Genomic DNA, 15,983 nt, shown 5'->3' with positions numbered 1-15,983 from the left:
GGCTTCTCGTTCTGTAAATGACTGTAGGAGCGCGCTTGCCCGCGATTGCATTGTGTCAGTCGACGAATAGGTCACAGACAAATCGCAATCGCGGGCAAGCGCGCTCCTACAAGGTATTGAGAGGTTTTGCCCGATCAAGCGTTCTGCTTGTGCAGTTTTTCGAGCTTTTTCTTGATCCGGTCACGCTTGAGATTAGACAGGTAGTCGACGAACAGCTTGCCGTTCAGGTGATCGCATTCGTGCTGGATGCACACCGCGAGCAGGCCTTCGGCGATAAGTTCGTAGGGCTGGCCTTCGCGGTCCAGCGCCTTGACCTTCACACGCTGTGGGCGGTCGACGTTCTCGTAGAAACCGGGAACGGACAGGCAGCCTTCCTGATACTGGTCCATCTCGTCGGTCAGCGGCTCGAGTTCAGGGTTGATGAAAACCCGTGGCTCGCTGCGATCTTCCGAGAGATCCATTACAACGACGCGCTTGTGTACGTTAACCTGCGTCGCGGCAAGCCCGATGCCAGGCGCTTCGTACATGGTTTCAAACATGTCGTCGACCAACTGGCGAATGCCGTCGTCCACAGCAGCCACCGGCTTGGCGATGGTGCGCAGGCGCGAATCGGGGAATTCGAGAATGTTTAAAATGGCCATATACGTAAGAGCTGCACTTGTAGGGTAAATTCAAAGTCGGCTGCTAGGCTGTGGACGTCACAAGCTTGCACCCCTTGTAAAACCTGAGTCTCGCAGGACTCAACGTTTCACGCGAAGCCAACATGATAAAGGGATTCACCGCATGAGGAAATCACTACTCGCCCTGCTGCTGTTGGCCGCGACAGGCCTGGTTCAGGCGCAAGTACAGCTTAAGGACGGCCATCCACAGAGTTACACCGTTGTCGCCGGTGACACACTCTGGGACATTTCCGGAAAGTTTCTTAGCCAGCCATGGAAGTGGCCGCAGCTCTGGCGCGCCAATCCGCAGGTGCATGACCCGGATCTGATCTACCCCGGTGATACCCTGAATCTCATTTATGTCGACGGTCAGCCACGGATCGTCGTCAATCGGGGCGAGTCCCGTGGCACCATCAAATTGTCGCCGCGTGTGCGCAGCACGCCGATCGCCGACGCCATCCCCACCATCCCGCTGGGTGCGATCAATGCGTTTCTGTTGAATAACCGGATCATGGACACCGCCGAGCAGTTCGAGGCCGCCCCTTACATCGTCGCCGGCAACGGTGAGCGCGTGCTCAGCGGTGCAGGAGATCGAATCTATGCCCGTGGCAGTTTCGATCCCGGCCATGTCTCCTACGGGATCTTCCGCAAGGGCAAGACCTACTTCGACCCGGTCACTCAGGAACCGCTGGGCATTAACGCCGATGACATCGGCAGCGGTGAAGTCGTCGCCAGCGAAGGCGATATCGCCACCTTGCAAATGCAGCGTTCGACTCAGGAAGTGCGGTTGGGTGATCGTCTGTTCGTCAGCGAGGAGCGCGCGATCAACTCCAATTTCGTTCCCAGCGAACCGCAGCAACCGGTGAGCGGCACGATCATTGATGTTCCGCGCGGCGTAACGCAGATCGGCGAGCTGGACGTGGTCACGCTGGATCGCGGTCAGCGTGATGGGCTGGGCGAGGGGAACGTGCTCGCAATCTACAAGGCCGGCGAAACGGTGCGCGACCGTATCACGGGCGAGCAGGTAAAGGTTCCGGACGAGCGTGCGGGTCTGTTGATGGTATTTCGCGTCTACAACCGGCTGAGCTATGCGATGGTTTTGCATGCGTCCAGATCTTTGGCGGTAAACGACAAGGTGCGTAATCCGTAATGCTATGTATCAGCTCCAACACACTTTTTTCCACCGGCATGCTTCACTTATCAAATTGTTGTTAACAGAGTTATCCACAGGTTTGCCCACTGCTTGAAGTGGGCCGGGGATCAGGGAAGATCTTATGCCGTTGTTCGAAAAAATCGGGCAGTCACCTGCCGAGCTGGAGGCGCGTCTGCGTCTTCATCGATTGCCCGAGATTGGTCCCAAGCGTTTTCAAACCCTCATCGACGCCTTCGGCAGTGCCTCTGCCGCACTCAGCGCTCCCGCCTCTGCCTGGCGCTCGTTGCGACTTCCCGCCGCCAGTGCCGATGCGCGACGAGACCCCGGCGTGCGAGATGGCGCAAGCGCTGCATTGGGCTGGCTAGAGCATCCGGGCCAGCATTTACTGATGTGGGACGACCCTGACTACCCTGCGCTTTTGGCGGAAATCCCCGACCCGCCCCCGCTACTTTTCATCGCCGGAAACCGCTCGTTGCTCGAGCGGCCACAGCTTGGAATGGTCGGCAGTCGCCGCGCTTCCAGGCCCGGTCTGGATACCGCCACCGCGTTCGCCCGCAGTCTTGCAGGCGCCGGTTTTGTCGTGACCAGTGGCCTTGCATTAGGGATCGATGGTGCCGCGCATCAGGGCGCTCTCGATGCAAATGGGGCCACGATCGGAGTGCTCGGTACCGGTATCGAAAAACTTTATCCACAGCGGCACCGTCAACTTGCAGCGCGTATGGTGGCTCAAGGTGGCGCGGTGATTTCCGAACTGCCGCTGGACGCAGGTCCCCACGCCAGTAACTTCCCACGACGCAACCGGATCATCAGCGGGTTATCGCTGGGCGTCCTGGTGGTCGAGGCCAGTGTCGCCAGTGGCTCGTTGATCACCGCGCGCCTTGCGGCCGAGCAAGGCCGCGAGGTGTACGCCATTCCCGGCTCGATTCATCATCCCGGTGCGCGCGGTTGCCACCAACTGATTCGTGAAGGCGCGGTTCTGGTCGAGACGATCGATCATATTCTCGAAGGGCTTCAGGGCTGGAAGAATCTGCCGCCAGACACTGATTCAGTGCAAAGCGCTCCGAGGTCCGATCACCCTTTGCTGGCACTGTTGCATGCGGCTCCGCAGACCAGCGAAGCGTTGGCACTCAACAGCGGGTGGCCGTTGCCAAAGGTGCTGGCCGCGCTGACCGAGCTGGAACTCGACAACAGCGTGGCCTGTGAAGCCGGGCGATGGTTTGCTCGGGCGCCCTGAGGTTAAACTGCCGTCCAGCGTTAATTCGGAGAGTGAGCGATGGTCAGCAGTTGGCGTGTGCAACAAGCCGCACGAGAGATTCGGGCCGGGGCGGTGATTGCCTATCCAACCGAAGCGGTCTGGGGTCTGGGGTGCGACCCCTGGGATGTCGAGGCGGTGTACCGTTTGCTGGCGATCAAGGCGCGGCCTGTTGAAAAGGGCCTGATCCTGATTGCCGACAACATCCGTCAATTCGACTTCCTGTTCGAGGATTTCCCTGAGCTGTGGATCGACCGCATGGCCAGCACCTGGCCTGGGCCGAACACCTGGCTGGTGCCCCATCAGGGCCTGCTGCCAGACTGGATCACCGGGGGACGCGATACGGTGGCGTTGCGTGTCAGCGATCATCCGCAGGTACGCGAACTTTGCGCGTTGACCGGTCCGCTGGTGTCGACCTCGGCCAACCCCACCGGGCGACCTGCCGCTCGTTCACGGTTGCGCGTCGAGCAATATTTCCATGACCAGCTAGACATGGTGCTCGGCGGCGCGCTGGGGGGGCGTCGGAATCCGAGTGTGATTCGGGATCTGGTGACTGCCGAAGTAGTGCGCGCCGGCTGAGAGTGATTGGACAGCCGGTAGCAGTCCCGCTTGCCGGCGATGGCGGTCAGTCAGAAGAATGTGCATCGACTGACACAACGCCTTCGCGGGCAAGCGCGCTCCTGCACACTCACGAGCCAGTGACCGTCATCACGGCACCAGAATGATCGATCCCGTCGTGCGTCGTGCCGACAGTTCGGTATGCGCCTTCGCAGCATCCTTCAGGCTGAATTTCTTCAGCTCATCTACCTTCACCTTGCCGGTAATCACCATGTCGAACACCTCGTCGGCCATGGCTTGCAGGGTTTCCGGGCTGTTGGCGTAGGAGCCCAGCGTGGGGCGGGTGACGTACAACGAGCCCTTCTGCGCCAGAATTCCCAGATTCACACCTGCCACAGGACCCGAGGCATTGCCGAAACTGACCAGCAAGCCGCGCAACTCCAGACAGTCCAGCGAAGTCTCCCAAGTGTCCTTGCCGACGCCGTCATAGACTACCGGGACTTTCTTGCCGTCAGTCAGCTCGCTGACACGCTTGACCACATCTTCTTTGCTGTAGTCGATCACTTCCCATGCACCGTTGGCCTTGGCGTGGGCGGCTTTTTCCGGCGAACTGACAGTGCCGATCAGCTTCACGCCCATGGCGCTGGCCCACTGACAGGCGATAGAGCCCACGCCCCCGGCTGCGGCGTGAAACAGAATGGTTTCTTCTGGACGAATTTCGTACGTCTGGCGAAACAGGTATTGCACGGTCAGACCCTTGAGCATGATCGCGGCAGCCTGTTCGAAGCTGATCTCGTCCGGGAGCTTGACCACGTTCGCAACTGGCGTGAGGTGCAGATCCGCATAACTGCCCAGCGGGCCCGTGCCGTAGCCCACGCGATCGCCGACCTTGACGTGCGTCACCTCGGCACCGACGGCTTCGACCACGCCTGCCCCTTCATTGCCCAGACCCGACGGCATCGCGGCGACCGGGTACAGGCCAGTGCGGAAATAGGTTTCGATGAAGTTGACGCCAATCGCTTTGTTGCGCACGAGCACTTCTTTCGGACCCGGAGCGGCCGGTTCGAAGTCAACGTATTCGAGAACTTCAGGGCCGCCGTGGGTGCGGAACTGGATACGCTTTGCCATTTGCTTTCTCCGTCATGGATCGAAACTTGATGTACGAAAGGGCTCTATCGGACTCCTTCGTTGGGTCTTCGTCAACTGCGGCACCGATCGCGCCGGTGATATGCTACGCGCCAATTTCGGGCCTTCATTTGGGGCTATGGCGGTCTTGCTCCCGTGTAAGCGCCATCGAAGTCGACGCTCGAAAATACCGTTTCACCTTATTCAAGGTACTGTCATGTCCTTTCGCACCGATGCTGTCAAAGCCTACTTGCTTGATCTGCAAGACCGGATCTGCGCCGTTCTGGAAGAGGAAGACGGCGGCGCCCGCTTCGTCGAAGACGCCTGGGAACGCCCGGCCGGCGGTGGCGGCCGGACCCGCGTGATCGAGAACGGCGATGTCATCGAAAAAGGCGGCGTCAACTTCTCCCATGTCTTCGGTGCGGGTCTGCCGCCCTCGGCCAGCGCTCACCGCCCGGAATTGGCCGGTCGCGGCTTTGAGGCGCTCGGTGTGTCGCTGGTGATGCATCCGCATAACCCACATGTTCCGACCTCCCACGCCAACGTGCGTTTCTTCATTGCCGAAAAAGAAGGTGAAGAGCCTGTCTGGTGGTTCGGCGGCGGCTTCGATCTGACGCCTTACTACGGCGTCGAAGAAGACTGTGTGCACTGGCATCGAGTCGCCGAGCAGGCCTGCGCTCCGTTCGGGGCCGACGTCTACCCGCGTTACAAAGCCTGGTGCGATCGCTATTTTCACATCAAGCACCGCGACGAGCCGCGGGGCGTGGGCGGTCTGTTCTTCGACGATTTGAACGAGTGGGATTTCGACACCAGTTTTGCCTTCCTGCGCGCCATCGGTAATGCCTTCGTCGACGCCTATCTGCCGATCGTGAAGCGCCGCAAAGCCACGCCCTACACGCCGCAGCAACGCGAGTTCCAGGAATACCGTCGTGGTCGTTACGTGGAGTTCAACCTGGTCTATGACCGGGGCACGCTATTCGGGCTGCAGTCCGGTGGTCGTACCGAATCGATCCTCATGTCACTGCCGCCGCAAGTGCGTTGGGGCTATGACTGGAAAGCCGCGCCGGGCAGCGAGGAAGCGCGCCTGACCGAGTACTTTTTGCGGGATCGCGACTGGCTCGCTGAGGAACGGAAATAATGACCGATCACTACGTGGTCTTCGGCAATCCCATCGCGCACAGCAAGTCACCGTTGATCCATCGCCTGTTTGCCGAGCAGACAGGCCAATCACTGGATTACCAGACGGCACTGGCGCCGCTCGACGACTTTACTGCGTTCGCCAGACAGTTCTTTGAAACCGGTCGTGGCGCCAACGTTACCGTGCCGTTCAAGGAAGAGGCTTATCGTCTGGCCGACCAACTGACCGAACGCGGACGTCGCGCCGGCGCAGTCAATACGTTGGCGAAGCGGGCTGACGGTAGTTTGCTGGGCGACAACACCGATGGAGCGGGTCTGGTGCGTGATCTGCAGGTCAATCACGGCGTGACCCTCAAGGACAAACGCATCTTGTTGCTGGGGGCTGGCGGCGCGGTGCGCGGGGCCTTGGAGCCGTTGCTCGCCGAGGAGCCGTATGTGCTTGTCGTCGCCAATCGTACCGTCGAGAAAGCTGAGCGACTGGCGCAGGAATTCGCTGAGCTGGGGCCGGTTCTGCCTGCCGGTTATGACTGGCTGGAAGAGCCGGTGGATATCATCATTAACGCGACGTCGGCGAGTCTGTCCGGCGAGCTGCCGCCGATTGCGCCGAGCCTGATCCAGCCAGGTGAAACCTTCTGCTACGACATGATGTACGCCAAGGAGCCGACCGCGTTCTGTCGCTGGGCCACAGAACACAAGGCGGGTCAGGCGGTGGATGGTCTGGGGATGCTGGTGGAACAAGCCGCCGAGGCGTTCTTGCTATGGCGCGGTGTGCGCCCGGATTCGGCGCCGGTGCTGGCGCAGCTACGGCGGTTGATGGCTGAGGGGTGATCTGTAGCAGTCCGGCTTGCCGGCGGTGGCGATCTCAGGGAGGTCACCGCCGGCAAGCCGGACTGCTACAGGTTCAGGCGCGGCGTTGGGATCGGTTTACAACTTGGCCTTCACCGCTGGCAACGCATCTTTGTCGTCGATGGTTTTAACACCACTCAACCACTTCTCGAGCACTGCAGGGTTTTCCTTGAGCCAGGCTTTTACGGCCTCGGTGTTGCTGATCTTGTTGTCCACTACGTTTTTCATGATGGTGTTTTCCATGTCCTGAGTGAACGTCAGGTTGGAGAACAGCTTGGCCACGTTCGGGCAGGCGTCGGCGTAACCCTTGCGGGTCACGGTGTAGACGCTGCCGGTGTCACCGAAGTATTTCTCGCCGCCCTTGAGGTAGTGCATGCCCTTGATCTGCACGTTCATCGGGTGCGGAGTCCAGCCCAGAAAGACCACGAACTCCTTCTTCTTCACGTTGCGCTGTACTTCGGCCAGCATGGCCTGCTCACTCGACTCGACCAGCTTCCAGTCACCCAGGTCGAACTCGTTCTTCTTGATGATCTCCTGAATCGACGCGTTGGCCGGAGCCCCCGAGCCGATCCCGTAGACCTTCTTGTGGAACTTGTCGGCGAACTTGTTCAGGTCGGCGAAGTTATGCACACCCGCGTCGTAAACGTAGTCCGGCACGGCGAGGGTGAACTCGGTGCCTTCCAGGTTCTTCGCGTATTGCGTGACATCGCCGGTGGCGATGAACTTGTCATAGAAGCCCTGCTGCGCAGGCATCCAGTTGCCCAGAAAAACGTCCATTTGACCGTCTTTGAGACCACCATAGGCAATTGGCACTGCCAGCGTATCGACCTTGGCCTTGTAGCCCATGCCATCGAGCAAAAAGCCCGCCGTGGCGTTGGTTGCAGCGATGTCGCTCCAACCTGGATCGGCCATCTTCACCGTACTGCAGCTGGCGGCATCAGCGGCATACGCCGCCACGCCGCCCATGCTCATGACCCCAACCGCCAGCGTTGCGAACAACTTCATCATGGTGTGCCCCTTTTTTGGTTTTCTAGGTGTTGGCAGGGTTCAAGGTTGTGGATAACGGGCCTTGCGCTCCAGATCGTCTAGATCGATATGGTTGCGCATGTATTGCTGACTGGCGTCTACCAGCGGCTGGTGATCCCAACTCTTCAGCTTGCCGAGGGCCAGCGACTGGGCGACGAAACGCCGACGACGCTGGCTGGCGAGCACCTGATGGTGTATCGCCGGAATGTCCCATTTGGCCTTTGATTCAGCCAGGAACGCATTGAACAGGTCGCGATGAGCCTCTGAATGGCTCAGCTCTTCCTGCTCTTTCGGATCGTTGTACACGTCATACAGCAGACATGGGTCCTGTTCCGAATAGATGAATTTATAAGCGCCGCGACGAATCATCATCAGCGGGCTGTTGGTGCCCTCCGCCATGTATTCGCCGAATACCTCGTCGTGACCGCCAGTGCCTTCCAGGTGCGGCAGCAGCGAGCGACCATCCAGCGGCATGCCGGCATCCAGTTCGCCGTCAGCCATCGCTACGAAGGTAGGCAACAGGTCAGCGGTGGACACAGCCGCCTTCACGCGGCCTGCCTTGAACTGACCCGGAGCGTACACCAGCAACGGTACACGGGCGGACATTTCAAACCAGTGCATTTTGTACCAGAGGCCACGCTCACCGAGCATGTCGCCGTGATCGCCGGAGAAGACGATGATGGTGTCGTCGGCCAGGCCGGTGTCTTCCAGCGTCTTGAGCAACTTGCCGACATTGTCGTCGATGTAGCTGCACGCGCCGAAGTAAGCACGGCGGGCATCTCGTATCTTGTGTTCCGGCAGCGGCTTGTCCCAGAGGTCATAGACCTTGAGCAGTCGCTGGGAATGCGGGTCCTGATCGGCCTGGGCGGGTGGCGCAGGCGGCATTGGAATCTCGTCATCGTTGTAGAGATTCCAGTACTCCTTGGGGATGGTGTACGGGTCGTGCGGATGCGTCATCGATACCGTCAGGCAGAACGGTTGGTCGCCGTCCTCTCGAACGTGATCGAACAAATATTGCTGGGCCTTGAATACCACTTCTTCGTCGAAGTCCAGCTGGTTGGTGCGTACGCACGGGCCGGCCTGCAGCACCGATGACATGTTGTGGTACCACGTCGGGCGGACATCGGCCTCGTCCCAGTTCACCGCCCAGCCATAGTCGGCGGGGTAAATATCGCTGGTCAGACGTTCTTCGTACCCGTGCAATTGATCAGGCCCGCAGAAATGCATCTTGCCCGACAGCGCAGTGCGATAGCCGAGTCGGCGCAGGTAATGGGCGTAAGTCGGGACGTCAGCAGGGAAATCAGCAGCGTTGTCGTAGGCGCCAATCTTGCTCGGGAGCTGACCGCTGACCAAGGTAAAACGGGAGGGTGCGCACAGCGGGCTGTTGCAATAAGCGGCGTCGAACACCACGCCTTCAGCGGCGAGGCGACTCAAATTGGGCATCTTGATTGGAGATGAGGCGTAAATCGGCAACATCGGCGCGGCCATCTGATCGGCCATGATGAAAAGAATATTCTTGCGCTTCATGTATTCGCGGCATTCCATAGTGAATATTTATGCGAAATTGCTGCTCCAGAGAATGAGACCCATGGGATCAGCGGTAAAGCCCATACAACGCAATGCCTAGGATAAGCCACGCTTATGTTTGAAGCCCTTGGTAACATGTCGCTGGATCTGCTTCGCGGTTTCGAAGCTGCCGCCCGTCTGCGCAGCTTCACCGCAGCAGCCGTCGAGCTCGGCACGACCCAACCGGCGATTAGCCAGCAAATCAAAAGGTTAGAAGAACAACTGGCAACGCGCCTGTTTGATCGCATTTATCGAGGTATCGAACTCACCGACGCCGGGGAGATTCTCTTCAATCATGTGCAGACCGGATTGCAGTCGATGGATGCGGGGTTGAGCCTGATCACTGAACAGCATCAGCACGAGGTGCTGCAGGTCGCTACCGACTTTGCCTTTGCTGCCTATTGGTTGATGCCGCGTCTGCACCGCTTCCACAAGGACAACCCCGATGTGGACGTCAGCCTGGTGACTAGCGAGCGCAGTCACAACATGTTGCGAGCGGACATCGACGTGGCCGTGCTGTTTGGCGATGGACGCTTCAAACAGGGTGAAAGCCATTGGCTGTTCAGCGAGGAGGTGTTCCCGGTGTGCAGCCCGAAGTTGTTGGACGACCGCCCTCTGCCATTGAAGACCGAAGCGCTGAAAGAGTACCCGCTGCTCCACCTGCGCGGTGAGTCCAGCACCAACTGGTTTGACTGGGGTGGCGTGTTCCGGGCCTTGAACATCGCTCAGGCCCCTGCACCAGGGCAGCTGCGATTCGACAACTACACGCTACTGATTCAGGCGGCGATTGGAGGGCAAGGCGTCGCGATCGGCTGGCGGCATCTGGTGGATGACTTGCTGGAGCAGGGCCTGTTGTGCCGCCCGATCGAAGCCACGGCGATCTCGGCTTATGGGTATTACATCGTCCTGCCGCAGCGCAAACGGCGTGTGCAGATCGTGCAGCGTTTTGTCGATTGGTTAAAAAGTGAACAGGCGCTGAGCGGGGATTCACTGGTGGGCAAGCCGATGCCGTCCATCGCTGTGTAGAGGGGCAAAGGCGACGCAGATAGGGGCGTTCACGCTTGGCTGCGTTCAAACAACGAAATTCACGTACTGACGCACGTGCTGATTCAGCTTGAGCTCATCGGCGATCCCTGCCGCGACACGCCCGAGAACCTCAAGCGGTATTTCAAGCCCTGGCTCGACCGTCCCGCCAGTCTGGCTGAAATGCTCGATAGTCAGACCCGCAACACCCTGTGGCGCACTGACCAACGTCCAGTCGGCGTCGCTCTTGCGCAATGAGTCGACGATCAACGCAGATGCCTGGAATTGATCGAGATTCGGGTCCTGATAATCGGCCAGCGGCTGGCCTTGTAGCAGTTGGATGTCCGCGACGAGAATCAGCCGCTTGATCTGCATGCGCGTCAGGCAGGTCAAGACGGTCTGCGCAGCGATCAGTTGCTCTTCAGGGGTCAGGTTTATGGGCGCTCGGTTGCGTTCGGGGCCGACGGGGATGATCTTGGCGTCAAGCAGGCAGATTACCGCCGAACAGCCGGCGATGCTTTCGCAGACCCGATCAGCGCTGAAAAGATTACCCGCCTTGGTACGCAAACCCGGCCGCGGCGCCAGCGCGTTGAGATCATCGAGTATTGCGATGACCTCGTGTTGGCGTCGCAGCAACTCGGCCATCAACGCGCTGCCAAAGCTGCTCATGGCACCAAACAATGCGACTTTCATCACCGGCGTTTCTGCATTCTTCATGGCAATTGATCCGGGACTGTGGATAACTCTCTCTGTCTGAGACTAGCAGCGCATCGGGCTGTTCCACGTTTAAGGAGGACCGGACATGTCACCTGTCGAGGGCTACCACGCCCACGTTTATTTTGACGCCCAGACCCTCGAGCAGGCACGCGCCCTGTGCGACAGCGTCGCGGCGAAGTTCGATATCCGCATGGGGCGGGTACACGAGCGCCCGGTCGGGCCGCATCCTGACTGGAGCTGCCAATTGGCGTTCGAGCATGAGAAGTTTGCTGACGTGATGCTGCATCTGGCACTGCATCGCGACGGCCTGGTGATCTTCACCCATCCGAATACTGGGGATGATTTGGCCGACCACACCCGACATGCGATCTGGATGGGCGGGATTCGGGAGTTGAATGTGGGGATGTTCAGGCGCTGACGGACCAATCACTGTCGCGGTCCGGCTTGCCAGCGGCGGCGGTCTAAGACGCCACCGCCGGCAAGCCGTGCTGCTACATCGGGGTCGATGTCTAATTCAACACACCCTCCAGAATCTCGTAAACGATTCCGCTGCCGATGGCGACAAGCACTACGTCAGTGCCCAGACGACGCCATTCATAGCCGTCATACCGCGGCAGGTACTGCAGCGAACGCTCATCCAGACTACGACCATAGCCGCGCGGCAGTGGGTGACCCTTCACCACATGAATGTTCGGCGGCAGCGGCTGGCCGCGACCAATGACTTCGCGATGCTCCTGAATCGTGCGGCGAACGTCGCCGAAGTCTTGCGGCGGACGTCCCCCACGGTGGTCGTTGCCACGGTTGTCAGCGTGCTGGTCATTGCGATGATCGTTGCCGTGATCATTGCCTCGATTATCCTGCGGACCCCCTTGCGGGCCATGGTCCTGATGCTGGCCGGGGCCGTTGTCGTCATGACCACCGCGTTGATCGGGCGGCGCGGCCTGAACCATCGCACTGGCGCTGAGCATCAGTACGCCGAGACCGGCGATCAAACGATTCGAGACTTTCATGTAGCGCGCTCCTGAGCAAATTCGAGACGGCAAAAAGGGGTTCACGGAACGGGTCCTGAACCCCTTTGCTGTACTGCTTAGTCTGCTAACAAAGGCTTAGATTCCTCTGTATCAGAAACTTTACCTTCAGGACACACGGGCCTTACGCACGCCTTCGGACAATTCCGAACACAGCTTCAGAACGCCGCTCACTGCTTGATCCGGGGATTGCGCGTTGGCGATCTGGTCGATCAACGCCGATCCGACCACGACGCCGTCAGCGACGCGCGCGATAGCGGCAGCCTGGTCCGGGGTGCGGATGCCGAAACCGACGCTGATCGGCAGATCGGAGTGACGGCGCAGACGTGCGACCGCCTCTTTGACGTGCTCGATGGTGGCCGAGCCTGCGCCGGTCACACCGGCCACCGACACGTAGTAGACGAATCCCGAGCTGCCGTTGAGAACCGTTGGCAGACGCTTGTCATCGGTGGTCGGAGTGGTCAGGCGAATGAAATCCAGACCGGCGTCCTGCGCAGGGTTACACAGCTCGTTGTTGTGCTCTGGTGGCAGGTCGACAACGATCAGGCCGTCAACGCCGGATTCATGGGCTTCAGCGATGAAACGCTCTACGCCGTAGTTGTGGATCGGGTTGTAGTAACCCATCAGTACCAATGGCGTGTCGCTGTTATCGGTGCGGAACTCGCGGACCATCTGCAAGGTTTTCGCCAGGTTCTGTCTGGCGTCCAGCGCGCGAATGTTCGCCAGCTGGATCGCCGGACCATCGGCCATCGGATCGGTGAACGGCATGCCCAGTTCGATCACATCGGCGCCCGCTTTCGGCAGACCCCTGAGGATCGCCAGCGAGGTCTCATACGCCGGGTCGCCTGCGGTGATGAAGGTCACCAGAGCGGCCCGGTTTTGTTCTTTCAGCTCGGCAAAGCGCGTTTGCAGGCGGCTCATCAGTGTTTCTCCTGCTTGGACAGATCCAGATGGTGCATGACGGTTTGCATGTCCTTGTCGCCGCGACCGGACAGGTTGACCACCATCAGGTGATCTTTAGGCAACGTTGGTGCGCGCTTGAAGACTTCAGCGAGGGCGTGGGCACTTTCCAGCGCCGGAATGATGCCTTCCAGGCGGCAGCACTGGTGAAACGCAGCCAGGGCTTCGTCGTCGGTGATGGAGGTGTACTCGACACGGCCGATGTCATGCAACCAGGCGTGTTCAGGGCCGATGCCCGGATAATCAAGACCGGCGGAAATCGAGTGGGCGTCGATGATCTGCCCATCGTCGTCTTGCAACAGGAACGTGCGGTTGCCGTGCAGAACGCCGGGAACGCCGCCGTTGAGGCTCGCTGCGTGTTTGCCGGTTTCGATGCCGTGCCCGGCCGCTTCGACGCCGATGATGCGTACGGTGGTGTCATCCAGGAACGGGTGGAACAGGCCCATGGCGTTGGAGCCACCCCCAATGCACGCCACCAGACTGTCCGGCAGACGGCCTTCCTGCTCTTGCAGCTGCACGCGGGTTTCCTTGCCGATCACGGCCTGGAAGTCGCGAACCATCGCTGGATACGGATGTGGACCGGCGACGGTGCCGATCAGGTAGAACGTGCTGTCGACATTGGTTACCCAGTCACGCAGTGCTTCGTTCATCGCGTCTTTCAGGGTACCGGTGCCGGCAACGACCGGGATCACGGTGGCGCCCAGCAGCTTCATGCGGAACACGTTCGCCTGCTGACGCTCGATGTCAGTGGTCCCCATGTAGATCACGCACTCCAGACCGAAACGCGCAGCCACGGTGGCAGTTGCCACGCCGTGCATGCCAGCGCCGGTCTCGGCGATGATGCGTTTCTTGCCCATGCGGCGCGCGAGCAAAATCTGGCCGATGCAGTTGTTGATCTTATGCGCGCCGGTATGGTTCAGCTCTTCGCGCTTGAGGTAAATCTTCGCCCCGCCGCAATGCTCGGTCAGGCGTTCGGCGAAGTAGAGCGGGCTTGGACGGCCCACGTAGTCGCGCTGGAAGTAGGCCAGTTCCTTAAGGAAGGCTGGGTCTTCTTTCGCGGCCTCGTACTCGCGATTGAGGTCGAGGATCAGCGGCATCAGGGTTTCGGCAACATAACGACCGCCAAAGGCGCCGAACATGCCGCGGTCATCCGGGCCGTTCCTGTATTGGGTCTGAGTCATGGTGAAGACCTCCGGGGTGACGAATGGATTTAGCCGTTGAGGCAGTGAGCACACTTTAACCAGCGCATACCTGGATGAAAACCGATAAGATCGGCGCAACCTGTCAGGAAAACTCACATATTCCATGAGCCGAGACCTCCCCCCGCTCAATGCCCTTCGTGCCTTCGAGGCCACTGCCCGCCTGAACAGCGTCAGTCAGGCGGCGGAACAACTGCACGTCACCCATGGCGCCGTCAGTCGACAGCTGAAAGTTCTGGAGGAACACTTGGGTGTGAGTCTCTTCAGCAAAGATGGGCGCGGCCTGAAACTCACAGATGCAGGTGTTCGTTTGCGGGATGTCAGCGGTGAGGCGTTCGACCGACTGCGCGGGGTCTGCGCCGAACTGACCCAAGGCGGCGCCGATGCACCCTTCGTGCTGGGTTGCTCGGGAAGCCTGTTGGCGCGCTGGTTCATTCCGCGAATGGGGCGTCTGAATGCCGAGTTACCGGATTTGCGGCTGCATCTGTCTGCTGGAGAAGGCGATCTCGATCCCCGTCGTCCCGGCCTTGATGCATTGCTGGTGTTCGCCGAGCCGCCTTGGCCCGCCGACATGCAGGTATTTGAATTGGCGAGCGAACGTATCGGTCCGGTGTTGAGCCCGCGTTTCCTGCGCTTTGAGTCGTTGCGTCAGGCGCCGCCGCAAGCGTTGCAGAACGAGCCGTTGCTGCAAACCATGTCGCGGCTGCAGGCTTGGCCGAGTTGGGCCAGACAAAACTGTATCGATCCCGACGCGTTGCATTACGGTCAGGGTTTCGAGCATCTGTATTACTTGCTGGAGGCCGCCGTCGCGGGACTCGGCATTGCCATCGCACCGGAACCGCTGGTGGTCGACGACCTGAAGGCAGGACGCCTGGCTGCGCCATGGGGTTTCAGCGAAACCCCGGCGCAACTGGCATTATGGGTGCCCAAGCGTGCCGCCGACGGGCGAGCCGGACAACTTGCCCACTGGCTCAAACAGGAGCTGGCGCGCTCGGGACAGGCGTGATCAGTTGCCGCGCTTGCACAGCAAGTAAGCTGCCAGCAGACCGATTGCACCTACCGCAACGCCTGCGGTAGTCCATGGGTGTTCCTGTGCATAGTCACGAGTGGCAACGCCGGTTTCGCGGGTCTTCACTTTGACGTCTTCATAGACATCGCTCAGCAGGCTGCGCGAATGGCTCAGCGCGCTTTCAGCGTTAGCCTTCAGGGTCTTCAAGGTTTTGCGCGACTCGTCCGAAGCATCCGACTTCAAGCTCTCCAACGACTTGAGCAGACTTTCGATCTCCGCTTCCATGCTTTGCAAAGACGCTTTACGGGATGACGTGAATGCCATGATTTGACTCTCCTGCTGTGATGAGTGGCGTGTGTTGTTTCCGACTACAGGGTTCTCAGAAAGTGCAGTGCGTGTTTCGAACTGCGGTTTTTTATGAACTTTTCGGCCGCTTTCCGCCACAGACATAAGGAGTAAATATTCACTGCTACCCTGCTAATTGAAGACCACTTGAGGAGTACTGCCATGACAGATCACCACACCTACAAGATGCTCGAACTGGTCGGTTCTTCGACCACCAGCACGGACGATGCGATTCAGAACGCAATTGCTCAGGCCGCCAAAAGCGTGAAGTTCATGGAGTGGTTCGAGGTGCTGGAAACCCGCGGGCACATCAATGACGGTAAGGTGGCGCACTTCCAGGTGACGATCAAAGTGGGCTTCCGCATCGATAACAGCTGATG

Annotated in this window: 18 protein-coding genes; 9 read left to right on the top strand and 9 right to left on the bottom strand. The window is 59.7% G+C overall.

Annotated features, from left to right (window positions below; all coding sequences use genetic code 11):
* Nucleotides 1-134: 134 nt before the first annotated feature.
* Nucleotides 135-641, bottom strand: a complete 507-nt coding sequence (gene def / locus D3M70_RS24900; protein ID WP_120128262.1) for a peptide deformylase — start codon at nucleotides 639-641, stop codon at nucleotides 135-137.
* Nucleotides 642-783: 142 nt separating this feature from the next.
* Between def and D3M70_RS24895 the strand changes: the two genes are divergently transcribed.
* The 3 genes from D3M70_RS24895 to D3M70_RS24885 all read left to right on the top strand — a co-directional run bounded on the left by D3M70_RS24895 (nucleotide 784) and on the right by D3M70_RS24885 (nucleotide 3,643).
* Nucleotides 784-1,809 (top strand): LysM peptidoglycan-binding domain-containing protein, encoded by a 1,026-nt coding sequence (locus D3M70_RS24895; RefSeq protein ID WP_120128261.1) that lies wholly within the window; start codon nucleotides 784-786, stop codon nucleotides 1,807-1,809.
* Nucleotides 1,810-1,933: 124 nt separating this feature from the next.
* On the top strand, nucleotides 1,934-3,046 hold the full coding sequence (gene dprA / locus D3M70_RS24890) for a DNA-processing protein DprA (protein WP_120128260.1): 1,113 nt from the start codon (nucleotides 1,934-1,936) through the stop codon (nucleotides 3,044-3,046).
* A gap of 39 nt (nucleotides 3,047-3,085) precedes the next feature.
* Complete coding sequence (locus tag D3M70_RS24885; protein WP_120128259.1) at nucleotides 3,086-3,643, top strand: L-threonylcarbamoyladenylate synthase; 558 nt, start codon at nucleotides 3,086-3,088, stop codon at nucleotides 3,641-3,643.
* A 129-nt stretch (nucleotides 3,644-3,772) separates the two neighbouring features.
* Here D3M70_RS24885 and D3M70_RS24880 read toward each other — a convergent pair whose 3' ends face one another.
* Nucleotides 3,773-4,750, bottom strand: a complete 978-nt coding sequence (locus D3M70_RS24880; RefSeq protein ID WP_120128258.1) for an NADPH:quinone reductase — start codon at nucleotides 4,748-4,750, stop codon at nucleotides 3,773-3,775.
* Between the two features lie 214 nt (nucleotides 4,751-4,964).
* Here D3M70_RS24880 and hemF point away from each other — a divergent pair, with 214 nt between their 5' ends.
* Both hemF and aroE read left to right on the top strand, forming a co-directional pair.
* Nucleotides 4,965-5,885 (top strand): oxygen-dependent coproporphyrinogen oxidase, encoded by a 921-nt coding sequence (gene hemF / locus D3M70_RS24875; protein WP_120128257.1) that lies wholly within the window; start codon nucleotides 4,965-4,967, stop codon nucleotides 5,883-5,885.
* Nucleotides 5,885-6,712: a shikimate dehydrogenase gene (gene aroE, locus D3M70_RS24870; RefSeq protein WP_120128256.1), complete on the top strand. Its 828-nt coding sequence runs from the start codon at nucleotides 5,885-5,887 to the stop codon at nucleotides 6,710-6,712. The genes hemF and aroE overlap by 1 nt, the downstream gene beginning before the upstream one ends.
* 96 nt (nucleotides 6,713-6,808) lie before the next feature.
* Here the strand turns inward: aroE and choX are convergent, their stop codons facing one another.
* Both choX and betC read right to left on the bottom strand, forming a co-directional pair.
* Entirely contained in the window at nucleotides 6,809-7,738 is a 930-nt protein-coding gene (gene choX / locus D3M70_RS24865) for a choline ABC transporter substrate-binding protein (protein WP_120128255.1), read from the bottom strand.
* Between the two features lie 39 nt (nucleotides 7,739-7,777).
* Nucleotides 7,778-9,283, bottom strand: coding sequence for a choline-sulfatase (betC, locus tag D3M70_RS24860; protein ID WP_120128427.1), 1,506 nt, complete (start codon nucleotides 9,281-9,283; stop codon nucleotides 7,778-7,780).
* 114 nt (nucleotides 9,284-9,397) lie between these two features.
* On the opposite strand from betC, the gene D3M70_RS24855 reads away from it, so the two are divergent.
* Nucleotides 9,398-10,348, top strand: coding sequence for a choline sulfate utilization transcriptional regulator (locus D3M70_RS24855; RefSeq protein WP_120128254.1), 951 nt, complete (start codon nucleotides 9,398-9,400; stop codon nucleotides 10,346-10,348).
* Nucleotides 10,349-10,393: 45 nt separating this feature from the next.
* Here the strand turns inward: D3M70_RS24855 and D3M70_RS24850 are convergent, their stop codons facing one another.
* Entirely contained in the window at nucleotides 10,394-11,062 is a 669-nt protein-coding gene (locus D3M70_RS24850; RefSeq protein ID WP_120128253.1) for an NAD(P)-dependent oxidoreductase, read from the bottom strand.
* A gap of 85 nt (nucleotides 11,063-11,147) precedes the next feature.
* Here D3M70_RS24850 and D3M70_RS24845 point away from each other — a divergent pair, with 85 nt between their 5' ends.
* Nucleotides 11,148-11,480, top strand: a complete 333-nt coding sequence (locus D3M70_RS24845) for a DOPA 4,5-dioxygenase family protein (protein WP_120128252.1) — start codon at nucleotides 11,148-11,150, stop codon at nucleotides 11,478-11,480.
* Between the two features lie 91 nt (nucleotides 11,481-11,571).
* Here the strand turns inward: D3M70_RS24845 and D3M70_RS24840 are convergent, their stop codons facing one another.
* The 3 genes from D3M70_RS24840 to trpB form a co-directional block, all read right to left on the bottom strand.
* Nucleotides 11,572-12,072, bottom strand: coding sequence for an anti-virulence regulator CigR family protein (locus D3M70_RS24840; protein WP_120128251.1), 501 nt, complete (start codon nucleotides 12,070-12,072; stop codon nucleotides 11,572-11,574).
* A gap of 126 nt (nucleotides 12,073-12,198) precedes the next feature.
* A complete protein-coding gene (gene trpA / locus D3M70_RS24835) occupies nucleotides 12,199-13,011 on the bottom strand; it encodes a tryptophan synthase subunit alpha (protein WP_120128250.1) in 813 nt (270 codons plus the stop codon).
* Nucleotides 13,011-14,231, bottom strand: coding sequence for a tryptophan synthase subunit beta (gene trpB, locus D3M70_RS24830; protein WP_120128249.1), 1,221 nt, complete (start codon nucleotides 14,229-14,231; stop codon nucleotides 13,011-13,013). The genes trpA and trpB overlap by 1 nt, the downstream gene beginning before the upstream one ends.
* Before the next feature lie 124 nt (nucleotides 14,232-14,355).
* Between trpB and D3M70_RS24825 the strand changes: the two genes are divergently transcribed.
* The gene (locus tag D3M70_RS24825; protein ID WP_120128248.1) at nucleotides 14,356-15,255 is read left to right on the top strand and encodes a LysR family transcriptional regulator; all 900 of its coding nucleotides are present in this window, start codon (nucleotides 14,356-14,358) and stop codon (nucleotides 15,253-15,255) included.
* Here the strand turns inward: D3M70_RS24825 and D3M70_RS24820 are convergent, their stop codons facing one another.
* On the bottom strand, nucleotides 15,256-15,582 hold the full coding sequence (locus D3M70_RS24820) for a YqjD family protein (protein ID WP_120128247.1): 327 nt from the start codon (nucleotides 15,580-15,582) through the stop codon (nucleotides 15,256-15,258).
* Nucleotides 15,583-15,765: 183 nt separating this feature from the next.
* On the opposite strand from D3M70_RS24820, the gene D3M70_RS24815 reads away from it, so the two are divergent.
* On the top strand, nucleotides 15,766-15,981 hold the full coding sequence (locus D3M70_RS24815; protein WP_120128246.1) for a dodecin: 216 nt from the start codon (nucleotides 15,766-15,768) through the stop codon (nucleotides 15,979-15,981).
* The last annotated feature ends 2 nt before the right edge of the window (nucleotides 15,982-15,983 follow it).

The sequence above is a fragment of the Pseudomonas sp. LS-2 genome (assembly GCF_003605735.1).
Lineage (GTDB): Bacteria > Pseudomonadota > Gammaproteobacteria > Pseudomonadales > Pseudomonadaceae > Aquipseudomonas.
Note: the sequence above shows the minus strand (reverse complement) of the source record. Positions and strands in the feature narration are given on the sequence as shown.